10 protein-coding genes and 1 pseudogene are annotated in these 11028 nt (G+C 27.4%); 8 read left to right on the forward strand and 3 right to left on the reverse strand.

What is annotated here, in order from left to right; genetic code table 11:
* From CRU91_RS11760 to CRU91_RS11775, 4 genes and pseudogenes are all read left to right on the forward strand, one after another.
* Nucleotides 1-185, forward strand: a pseudogene (locus CRU91_RS11760) (cytochrome b/b6 domain-containing protein); the annotation flags it as partial.
* Between the two features lie 243 nt (nucleotides 186-428).
* Nucleotides 429-1523, forward strand: coding sequence for a transglutaminase-like domain-containing protein (locus tag CRU91_RS11765; RefSeq protein WP_113895411.1), 1095 nt, complete (start codon nucleotides 429-431; stop codon nucleotides 1521-1523).
* Nucleotides 1520-1846 carry a transporter gene (locus CRU91_RS11770; protein WP_113895412.1) on the forward strand — a complete coding sequence of 109 codons (327 nt, stop codon included), beginning with the start codon at nucleotides 1520-1522 and terminating at the stop codon, nucleotides 1844-1846. Before CRU91_RS11765 ends, CRU91_RS11770 begins: the two co-directional genes overlap by 4 nt.
* 3 nt (nucleotides 1847-1849) lie before the next feature.
* Nucleotides 1850-2128: a heavy-metal-associated domain-containing protein gene (locus tag CRU91_RS11775; RefSeq protein ID WP_113895413.1), complete on the forward strand. Its 279-nt coding sequence runs from the start codon at nucleotides 1850-1852 to the stop codon at nucleotides 2126-2128.
* A gap of 44 nt (nucleotides 2129-2172) precedes the next feature.
* Here CRU91_RS11775 and CRU91_RS11780 read toward each other — a convergent pair whose 3' ends face one another.
* From CRU91_RS11780 to CRU91_RS11790, 3 genes are read right to left on the reverse strand one after another with little or no spacing between them, the layout of a single operon-like run.
* Complete coding sequence (locus tag CRU91_RS11780) at nucleotides 2173-2832, reverse strand: response regulator (protein ID WP_113895414.1); 660 nt, start codon at nucleotides 2830-2832, stop codon at nucleotides 2173-2175.
* The gene (locus tag CRU91_RS11785) at nucleotides 2825-4399 is read right to left on the reverse strand and encodes a sensor histidine kinase (RefSeq protein ID WP_113895415.1); all 1575 of its coding nucleotides are present in this window, start codon (nucleotides 4397-4399) and stop codon (nucleotides 2825-2827) included. Before CRU91_RS11785 ends, CRU91_RS11780 begins: the two co-directional genes overlap by 8 nt.
* A complete protein-coding gene (locus CRU91_RS11790; protein WP_113895416.1) occupies nucleotides 4396-5541 on the reverse strand; it encodes an ABC transporter substrate-binding protein in 1146 nt (381 codons plus the stop codon). Before CRU91_RS11790 ends, CRU91_RS11785 begins: the two co-directional genes overlap by 4 nt.
* A gap of 153 nt (nucleotides 5542-5694) precedes the next feature.
* On the opposite strand from CRU91_RS11790, the gene CRU91_RS11795 reads away from it, so the two are divergent.
* The 4 genes from CRU91_RS11795 to CRU91_RS11810 all read left to right on the forward strand — a co-directional run.
* Nucleotides 5695-7368 carry a 4Fe-4S binding protein gene (locus tag CRU91_RS11795; RefSeq protein WP_113895417.1) on the forward strand — a complete coding sequence of 558 codons (1674 nt, stop codon included), beginning with the start codon at nucleotides 5695-5697 and terminating at the stop codon, nucleotides 7366-7368.
* Nucleotides 7361-7963 (forward strand): TorD/DmsD family molecular chaperone, encoded by a 603-nt coding sequence (locus CRU91_RS11800; RefSeq protein ID WP_113895418.1) that lies wholly within the window; start codon nucleotides 7361-7363, stop codon nucleotides 7961-7963. The genes CRU91_RS11795 and CRU91_RS11800 overlap by 8 nt, the downstream gene beginning before the upstream one ends.
* 84 nt (nucleotides 7964-8047) lie before the next feature.
* Nucleotides 8048-8272, forward strand: a complete 225-nt coding sequence (locus CRU91_RS11805; RefSeq protein ID WP_113895419.1) for a twin-arginine translocation signal domain-containing protein — start codon at nucleotides 8048-8050, stop codon at nucleotides 8270-8272.
* Between the two features lie 25 nt (nucleotides 8273-8297).
* Nucleotides 8298-11028: molybdopterin-dependent oxidoreductase (locus tag CRU91_RS11810; RefSeq protein WP_113895420.1), on the forward strand; the 2731-nt coding region annotated here is incomplete at its 3' end.

Consider the following 11028-nt stretch of genomic DNA (forward strand, 5'->3'; position numbering starts at 1 on the left):
TGCTTTATGTACACTTTGGATCAAGTGTATTAATAATGTTCTTCTTGATGGATTTTGTGTATTCAGTATTGGTTGCAGTAAAAGGAAATTTAAAAGGTTTGATAACAGGTAAATATCCTAGAGAATTCTTACAACAATTAGCCCCTGATGTTTTAACTGACATTGAAAATAAAAGTAAGAAATAAATTTTATTTATAAACTGAGGTAAAGAAGCCTCAGTTTTTATACTTTTAATTTAAAATAAAAATATTTACAAATAAAGTTACTATAAAGTAAAAAATATTTTACATTTTAAGTTTTTACTTATAAAAATTTTTATATCATCAAAATCTAATTAGTTCATAGACCATAGGTTATGGTTTGATATAAAGAGAGCTTTGCACTTTCATTTATCTCTTAAGAGAACGAAACACTACAAAGAATATATTATGAAAAGAAGAACATTTTTAAAATCAACAGCTGCTATATCTACACTTGCAGTTGTATCTCCAAATTTTGCTTTTGCAAATGAAGATAAAAATTCATTTGGTATTACAAAAACTCCTAGAAAATTTCAAGTAACAAACAGTTATGAGTTTGATATGAGTAATGAAGCTACTCAACTTTGGGTACCACTTCCAAAAGATGAAAGCTATCATAAAGTTGTATCATTTAAATATGATGGAAACTTTACAGAAGCTAAAATTGTAAAAAATCCTTATGATACAAGAGTTTTATATGTAAAATGGGATAACAAAGATGTAAAACCAAAATTAGATATTGATTTTGCAGTTATTATGCAAGAAAGAACTACTGATTTTTCAAAAGCAACTTCAAATACTGATTATCCAACAGATGTAAAAGAGTATTTAAAAGGAACAAAACATATTCCAGTAACTCCTAAACTTACAAATTATGCAAATGATATAGTTAAAAATGCAAAAACTCCACTTGAAAAAGCAAGAGCTATTTATGATTGGACAGTAAGTACAATGTATAGAGATGAAAGTGTTATTGGTTGTGGAATTGGTGATGCACAAAAAAGTATAGAAGATAAAATATATGGTGGAAAATGTACAGATATAAGTTCAGTATTTGTTTGTTTACTTAGAAATGCTGGAATTCCTGCAAAGGAAACTTTTGGAATAAGAGTAGGTCAATCAAAAATTTCAAATGCTTGTGGAAAAGCTGATGAAAAAGGGTTTGCAGATATTACTGGTGCTCAACATTGTAGAGCAGAGTTTTATATAGATGGACTTGGTTGGGTTCCTTGTGATCCAGCTGATGTTGCAAAGGTAAAACTAGCTGAAAAATTGGCAAATGATGATAAAAAATTAGCAAGTGTAAAAGATTATTTCTTTGGTTCTTGGGAGATGAATTGGTCTGCATTTAATAGTGCTAGAGATTTTATTTTAGAGCCAAAACCAACTCAATATCCATTAAATATGCTAGGTTATCCTTATGCTGAAGTTGGTGAAGATGCAAAAGATTACTACAATCCTAAAACTTTTATTTATAAATATACATCTCAAGAAGTTTTATGAATAAACCAAAAATTGCGATAATAGGTGCAGTAATAACTGCCCTTTTATCAACACTTTGTTGCTTACCTGCATTATTATTTTTATTTTTTGGAATAACAAGTGGAGTTCTTGTCTTTTTTACAACTTTAGAGTTTACAAGAGTTCCTCTTGCTATTTTGACAATTGTATTTTTTTGTTTTGCAATATATAATTTTAGGAAAAAAATATCTTGTAGTTGTAGCAAAAAAGATAAAATAGTTCAATATAGCCTTATTGTTATATTTTTTATATTGATTTTAATACTTCTATTTTATCCAGAAATTTTACCTCTTTTTATGGAGTAGTATATGAAGATTTTATCTATTTTGTTTATTTTAGTAAATTTTGTTTTTGCTTCAAATATTTCAATATTTAAAGTAGAAGGTATGCACTGCCCACTTTGTACAACTGCTGTTAAAAAAGCTATTTCTAGTATTGATGGAGTTCAAAAAGTTAGTGCAAGACTCAATACAAAAGAAGTAAGCGTGATATATGATGAAAAAGTAAAAATAGAAGAAATTTTATCTGCTATCAAAACCACTTCTTATGAAGGCATTGAAATAAGCACTTCTAAATATGGAGAATGAAATACTAATCTGAAAGCATACAAAGAAAAAAATTCTTTGTAATTTTAAATGTTTTTTAAAGCATTATCATCAAATTTATAAGTTTTGTGAGATACTTTTTTCAAAATATTTTTATCTGCTAAATCTTTAAATAGTTTAATCAAAGTAGGTTTAGATATAGCAAATTGTTCCATAACATCTGAATATGAAGCATAAAATTGATTATTTTCATCTAAGTTATTGAAAATATGTTTTACAATTTCAACTTGTTTACTATCTGTAATAGCTGAAATAGTTTTGATAATATTGCTATTTTTTTTCAATTCTCTTTCTTGAACTTTTGGTAAAAGTACATCATACAAGCTATCTAAAAGTTCTTGAATATTTATAGGTTTTACTATATAGTTTTCAACTTTTAGTTTGATAGCTTCGAGTAAATAGTTTGTATCTGTATGAGCAGTTGTCAAAATAGTTGGGATTTTTATATTTTTACTTTTTATATATTTTAAAAAATTTATACCATTTTCATTTTCGAGTAAAATATCACTTATGATTACATCAACCTTTTTTTCAAGCAATATTTTCATAGCTTCAACAGTTGTTTTTACAGAATAGATATTTTGAACAAAGTCTTCTAAAACATCGGTTGTATGTTTCAATAAACTATCATCATCTTCAAGATACAAAACATTAAAATTTTTTAGAATTTCTAAATTTTTAATCATTTAATTCCTTATTTATTGGTATTTTTATTATAAAAGATGTTCCATTGAAACTTTTATCTTCTATTTTATTTTTTATATTTTTGCAAGATATTTGACCATTTAAATGTCTTTCAATAATTTGTTTTGACATATAAAGCCCGATTCCTGTTCCTGCACTTTTATATTTTGTTGTATAGTATGGTTCAAATATTTTAGGAAGAATATTAGGATCAATTCCTCCACCATTGTCAGAAATATTGACAAAAATATGACCTTTTAAACTATTTACAACAATTTTTATAATTCTATCGTTTTTATCAACATTACTTACTAAAGCATCTTTTGAGTTTGATATAATATTTAAAAAAATATGTGATAATTCATTGTAATAACTTTTTATTTTCTCATCTTTTTTTACTTTTAGTTCTACTTTTATACTCTCTTTTGTTAAAAAATATTTTGATAATTCTATTGAGTGTTCTAAACAATCTTTTATATAAAACTCTTTCTCTTCTTTTGTTGGAGAGAAAAAGTTTTTAAAATCATCTAGAGTATTTGACATATTTTGTGCTAAAAGTAGGGCATCTTTTGTTTTTTCATCTATAAATTGGGCTGATAGTTTATTTAAACTCATTTTTGTTTGAAAACTTTGAATAATCATACTGATTGAACCCAATGGTTGTCGCCATTGATGGGCAATATTATTTAACATTTCACCTAAAGATGCAAATCTTGCTTGTTGAAACATAATAATATCTTTTTTCCTATTTTTAGCTACTTCAAGTTTTATTTTTTGTTCTAAATTGCTATTTAATTCTTTTAACTCTTTTGTTTTTTCTTCTACAATTTTTTCTTGAGAATTATATAGTCTTCTAAAATGTACAGTTATAAATACCGATAAAATTATCGTAAAAACAAGAACAAAAAATATAGATATGAAAGAGAATATTGTGAAAATACTAAATATATTATCTGTATCTCTTTTTTCATTTATTGTTAAAGTTAGATCATAGTTTACTAAACTTCCTATATATACAGAAATAGAATTTATTTCAAAATTTATATTTGTAAAAAAATCTTTGTTGTTTTTTTCATCTAAAGTTGATAGATATTCAAATATTTTTAACATTCTTTTATCAATATTTTCAATTATTGACTTTTTTAACACTTCATTTTTATAATATGAATTTGGTTTTGTAAAATGCTGTTTTATAAAAGACATAATAAAAGATTCTTTGTTTAAATTTATGCTATTTTTATAGCTTTGCCAATTTTTTATTATTATCTCATTTGCTATTTGTATAACTTCTAAAGATTGTTCATAGTTTAGACTATTTTTTTCAAACTCATTTAAAGTATCTTGAATATTTATCGTAAAATAATCTTTTATATTCTCAAGTTGTATTAAGCTTTTCGTTCTTTTGTCAAATAGTGTATCAAAATCATCTTTTAGTATAAAAATAGATATTTGTGATAAAACAATTATTGAAAACATTCCTCCAGAAACAATAAATATTAAAAAATTAGTTTTGTACTCAAATTTGAGGTTTTCAAAATATTTATAGAGTTTTAAAAAAAGTTTTTTCATCTTAAAATCTCTTGGAATTTGTCGTCTTTATACTCAAAAAGATAAGTAGTATTTAAAAGTTGATGATTTTCAAACTCCAGTTTTATCTCACTTAAAATATCTTTTGGTGGATTTTTTAAAGCATAAATGAGTTCTCTTGAAGAGTAATTTCCTTCAAGTCTAATTATTGCATCGATTAAAACTTTTGAAGCTAAAAATGCTTCAAAAGATATAAATCCTAACTCTTTATTGACTGCATATTTTTGCATAACTTCTTGATACTCTTGAACTATTTTTAAATTTTTATCATCATAATTTGGGACTACATTTGAGAATATGATGTTCGAACTATCTACATTTGAATTTTTTAATTCTTTTATAATAGAGTTTGCATCACTAAAAGATATATTGCAAAAAATAACATCTTTTAGGAATTCATCTTTTTTTGCTTTTTTTATAAATAAAGCATTTGCTTTGTATGCTCCAACTAGTAGAATAACTTCTGGTTTTGAATTTTTTATCTCATTGAAAGCATGGTTTATCGAAAGTGTATTCCTTTTATATGTTCCTGCTGAAATTAATTTTAAATTTTTACTTTCTAATGCTTGTAAAGTTGATATATAACCATCTTCTCCATACTCATCATTTTGATAAAATATTGATATTTTTGATAGTTTTTTTGTATTTGTAATATAATCAATAATATTTTCAATTTCCTGTTTATAAGAAGCTCTAAAGTTTATGATATTGTCAAAATCTTTATCTCTTAAAAAACTTGCTCCAGAAAATGGTGAGAAAAAAGGAGTTTGATTATCTTCAAAAATTGGCATTACTCTTCTTATTGTTGGAGTTCCAACTATTCCAAAAAAAGATAAAATATCATTATTTAAGATTGACTTGATATTGTCAAAAGTTAGATTTGGTTCATATTTATCATCAAGAGCTAAAAATTCTATATGTTTATTTTGAATTAAATTATTTTCATTTGTATATTTAAAGTAAGCATTTACTGTGTTATATACAGTTTCACCCCAAGATTTTAAACTACCATTATAAGCTAAAGATGAACCAATAATAATATTATTTTTAGTATTTTGTTTTTCAGAAATAATAAAATAAGATACAATAAGAATAAGTGAAATAAATATTAATTTTTTAAACATTTATAAGTCTACTTAAAAATGTTTAAAATTTTTATAAATTTTTTTAGTGTACTTAAATAAAGTGGTTTAAATTTTATAAATTAAGTTTCAATTAACAAATATTGCTATAAAATAAAGTAAAATATTTTTTACTAAAAATTAAGGGCATAGGTTATGCAAGAGTTTATATACTTTAATAATGGGGCTTTGGATTTCCCTTTAAATGAAAAAATCCAAGTAGTTACTAATTCAGAAGATTTAAAAGATAATACTTATCTTATATCAAACTCAATAAATGCAAAAAGTGAATTTCTAGCACCAGAAATAGATTTTTATATAAAAAATTCAAAAGATAGTTTAGCTTCAAAGATTACAAATGTTTCAGCACTTTATGAGATAAATGCTACAAAATTTGATTTTTCACAAGATTTACCACAAAATATTGAAATATCAAACTCTTTGATGATAATTTATGATGATATAGAAGATTACAAATCTTTTATAGAGAATTTAAATAAAAATGAGTTTGAACTATATAAAGTTGAATCAAAGCTTATAAAAGAGATAAAAAATAGTATAGGAAACTTTGAAGTTATTGTAAATAGCAATGATAAAGATATAAAACTTCCTACTTCTCAAATTGTTTGGTTCAATCAAAGTTTGAAAAAAACAAAAACTGGTATTTTTGATCCAAATATTTTGGGAGTAGAAAATACTTTAGAAAAAATTAGAGATAATATAGATAGTTTTTCATTTAAAAAAACTATCCTTTATGATAAAAGTATCTGTCAATATGATGATAGAAGAGTTAGTGAAACTTGTTCAAAATGTGAAGAAGTTTGTCCTACAAATGCTATAACAAAAGATGATAAAAATAAAAAGTTAGTATTCTCTTATGTTGATTGTATTGCTTGTGGAGAGTGTGTTAGTGCCTGTCCTAGCGGTTCTTTAAATAGTGCTGCTACTTCAAGAGAATCTTTATATGAAATAAGCCTTTTTTATAAAAATAGACATCCTTTGATAATTTCATCAAATGTTGATTTAAATAGTGTTGATACTGATTTAAAAGAGAATGTATTTCCACTTGTAACGACTGGAGATATTTTTGATGAGGTTATATTCCTTACATATTTACAAGTTTCAAGTTCACAATTAGTATATTTTAGTGAAAATATATCAAAAGGTTCAAAAGAATCAATAAGAATTTTAAATGATATATATCTTAAAAAATACAATAAAAAAGCTATTTATTTAGTTGAGAATAAAGAAGATTTAGAACATGCTTTAAGTGAAGTTAGTTTTATAGAGAATTCATATTTTAATTTCAATCAAAGCGAACTTAAGAAAAGAGAAATATTTGCTCAAAGACTTCAAAAAGTTGTGGGAAATGATGATTTAGGTGTTGTGAAAACTGGTGAAAATATCCATTATGGAAGAGTTTTAGTAAATGAACCAAACTGTACTTTATGTTTATCATGTGTTGGAGCATGTAATGTAGATGCACTATTTGCAAATGAAGCTGATTTTACTTTAAGAGTAAATCCATCTGTTTGTACTGGTTGTGGATATTGTGAAGTTGTATGTCCAGAAAAAGATTGTTTGACTATAAAACAAGATGAGATAGAGTTAAGTCCAGTTTGGTTTACAGAGTCTATTTTGGCTAAAGATAAACTTTTTGCCTGTGTTGAGTGTGGAAAAGAGTTTGCTACAACAAAAGCAATAGAAAAAATTGCTTCTATTATGGGACCAATTTTTGCAAAACAAAGTGAAACTAAAAAAAGAACTCTTTATTGTTGTGAAGATTGTAAAGCAAAAATTATGATAAAACAAGGATTATTAGATGCATAGTATTGAAATAGATAAAGCAAGGGCTTTTATATATAATCTTTTATCTTTACTTTTTGTAGAAGAGTATACTAAAACAAAACAAGATGAAATTTTAAAAAAGTTAGAGATTTTATCAGAAAACTCTTTTAGTCAAGAGGTCAGTGATGTTTCAAAAGAGTTAATTGATTATTTAAAAGTAAAATCAACAAATTCAATTTTCAATGAATATCAAGATCTGTTTTTAATCCCTTTCGATGAATATATTCCTCTTGGTGCTTCTTGGTATCATGAAAGAAGAGAAGGTGGTTTTATGCAATTAAAAGTAAAAGATGTATTAGCAAAAACAACTATAAGAAAAGATGAAAAATCTTTTACTGCACAAGAAGATCACTATGGATTTATATTTACTCTAAGTGCTTATTTGTTGGATAAACAAATATCAAAAGAGTTAAAAGATGATGTACAAAAGGAACTTTTTGTAGAAGTTTTAACTTTATATATTGATGAACTTTTTTATAAACTTATTGGAAGTTCTAGTTTTATTTATTCAAGAGTTGGAGTAATTTTAAAAGAGTTTATGGGATTTGAAAGAGCATATCTGGATATAAAATCATAAAAGTGGACTAAAATCCACGATAAGAACTTTTTTAAGTTTTTATCGGGGCTTTTAACCCTAAATCTAATTTAAAGGAGAGTTATCATGAGTGAAGAGTTAGCACAAAGACGGCAATTCCTAAAAAGAGCAGGAATAGCGGCTTCTGTTTTGGCTGGAAGTGTAGTTGCAACAGCAGCAACGACTGAAAGACAAGATAGAGGAGCTAATAGTAATGTTGGTAACGGAGTAGTTGTAGGAAGATCAACTAAAAAAGAGATTCTTTATAATAAATCAGCAGCGTGGAATCAATTTTACAAAGTTGCTAAATAGTTTAAAATTTTAAAAAGGAGAAAAAATGGGAGCGAATAGCTTTGGACGAAGAACATTTTTAAAAATGGCTTCTTTGGCAACAGCTTTTAGTGCAACATCTGCTTTTGCAAGTACGGAAAAAGTTTTAAGAGATGCTACGGATGAAGAGGTAAAAAATCCATATCCAGGCTCAAAACTAGTAAAAACTATATGTACTCACTGCTCAGTAGGATGTGGAGTAATAGCTGAAGTTCATAATGGAGTTTGGGTAAGACAAGAGGTAGCTCAAGATCACCCAATAAGTAATGGAGGACATTGCTGTAAAGGTGCTGATATGATTGATAAAATCAGATCAACAAATAGATTACAGTATCCAATAGAAAAAGTTGCTGGAAAATGGAATAGAGTATCTTGGGATAGTGCTATGAGTAAAATCAGTGATAAATTATTGGAATTAAGAGAGAAATTTGGACCAGATTCAGTTATGTTTTTAGGTTCAGCAAAAGTTAGTAATGAACAAGGATATTATATTAGAAAATTTGTTTCAATGTTTGGAACAAATAATATAGATCACCAAGCTAGAATTTGACATAGTCCAACAGTTGCCGGTGTGGCAAGTACATTTGGATATGGAGCTATGACAAATCACTTAGGAGATATGCATAATTCTAAAGCCATTATTATCATAGGTTCAAACCCTGCTGATAATCACCCTGTTGCAATGCAACATATATTAAAAGGTAAAGAGCAAAACGGTGCAAAAATCATCGTTGTAGATCCAAGATATACAAAAACAGCTGCTAAGTCTGATCTATATTGTAGAATTAGAACTGGTACTGATGTTGCTTTTCTTTACGGTATGATACGACTTATAAGAGAAAACAAATGGTACGATGAAAAGTTCTTAAACGATAGAGTATATGGAGTAGAAGAGATATTTAAAGAGTGTGAAGAGTATACACCTGAACATGTTGAATATATTACTGGACTTCCAAAAGAGACTTTAATTCAAGCAGCAACACTATATGCAAGTTCAAATCCAGGATGTTTGATTTGGAATCAAGGTTGGACACAACATACTATTGGATCATCAAATACAAGACTTGGTTCGATTATGCAGTTAATCTTAGGAAATGTAGGAAAAGCTGGTGGTGGATGTAATATTTTAAGAGGGCATGATAATGTTCAAGGTTCTACTGATATTGGATGTCTTGCTGATACATTACCAGGGTATTATGGTTTAGCTGAAGGTTCTTGGAAATATTTTGCAAAACAGTGGAATGTTGATTATGAGTGGTTAAAAGGAAGATTTAAATCAAAAGAGCTTATGGAAGCTAGAGGAAATACTCTTTCACTTTTTGCAGATAATATTATCAATGAAGCAAATGCAAGACATAATGGTGGAACACAGATTAAAGCTTTAGTATGTATTGGAAATGGTATCTCTACGGTTACTGATGTTAAAAGAATAAAAGAGGCCTTAGATAAATTAGATTTAGTAGTATTTATAGATCCATATGTAAATGATGCTACTGTTATTACAACAAGAAGTGATAATCTCTTCTTATTACCAGCTGCTTCACAAGTTGAAACATCTGGAACAGTTGTAAATACTGGTAGAAGTGCACAATGGAGAAGTAAAGTTGTAGAGCCTATGTATGAATCAAGAACGGATCATGATATCTTATTTGATTTTGCAAAAAGAATGGGATTCTATAATGAATTTGTTGCAGGTATGGGTAAAGGAGATAGTTTCCAATGGCCAGAAGATGCAACAAATGAGATTTCAAGAGCATTAAAAACTATTGGAATGAAAGGTGTTACTGCTGAAAGATTAAAAAAACAGCAGGAAAATTGGCATTTATTTAATAACTCTAGCCTAAAAGGAACTGGAGAATTTGCAAAAGAGTATTATGGATTACCATGGCCTTGTTGGAGCGAAACTCATCCAGGAAGTCCTGTTTTATATAATACAGATTTACCAGTTTCTCAAGGTGGTATGGGATTTAGAGCTAACTTTGGATTAGAAAGAAATGGTGTAAGCTTACTTGCAGTTGATGGAAGCTATCCAAAAGGTTCTAAAGTTCAAGGTGGATATGCTGAAATAACAGGAGCTAATATTGAAGAGTTAGCTGGAGTTACTTTGAGTGCGGAAGAGAAAAAATTGGTTGAAGGTAAAAACTGGAAAAATGATGATAGTGGGCTTTTAGTAAAATATGCACTTGAAGCTGGGCTTTGTCCTTACGGAAATGCAAAAGCTATGACTATAGCTCCATCATTTATAGACCCAATACCAAAACATAGAGAACCACTTCATTCTCCAAGACCAGATTTGATTGAAAAATATCCAGCTTCAGCTGATAAAACAAATCACTGGAGAGTTGATGTACCTTATAGAAGTAGACAAACTGAAAAAAATTGGGTAGAAGAATTCCCAATAAATATAGTTTCAGGAAGAGTAGTTGAACATATGGGAACAGGGACAGAGACAAGAGCATCACACTATTTAGCAGAGTTAAGTGGAGAGATGTATGGAGAGTTACATCCAAATCTAGCTGCAAAACTTGGAATTAAACATGGTGAAATGATGTGGGTTTATGGAACAAAAGGTGGAAAGATAAAAATAAAATGTAAAGTTAGTTTAAGAGTAGATGAAAAATCAGTATTTTTACCACAGAACTTCTCTGGATGGTGGAGTGGAGAGGATTTAACTCATAGATATCCAACTGCACCATATGCAATGGGTGAGAATTCAGGTCAAGTAACAAGTTATGGAT

It is taken from the genome of Aliarcobacter vitoriensis (assembly GCF_003316695.1).
In the GTDB taxonomy this organism is placed as follows: Bacteria; Campylobacterota; Campylobacteria; order Campylobacterales; family Arcobacteraceae; genus Aliarcobacter; species Aliarcobacter vitoriensis.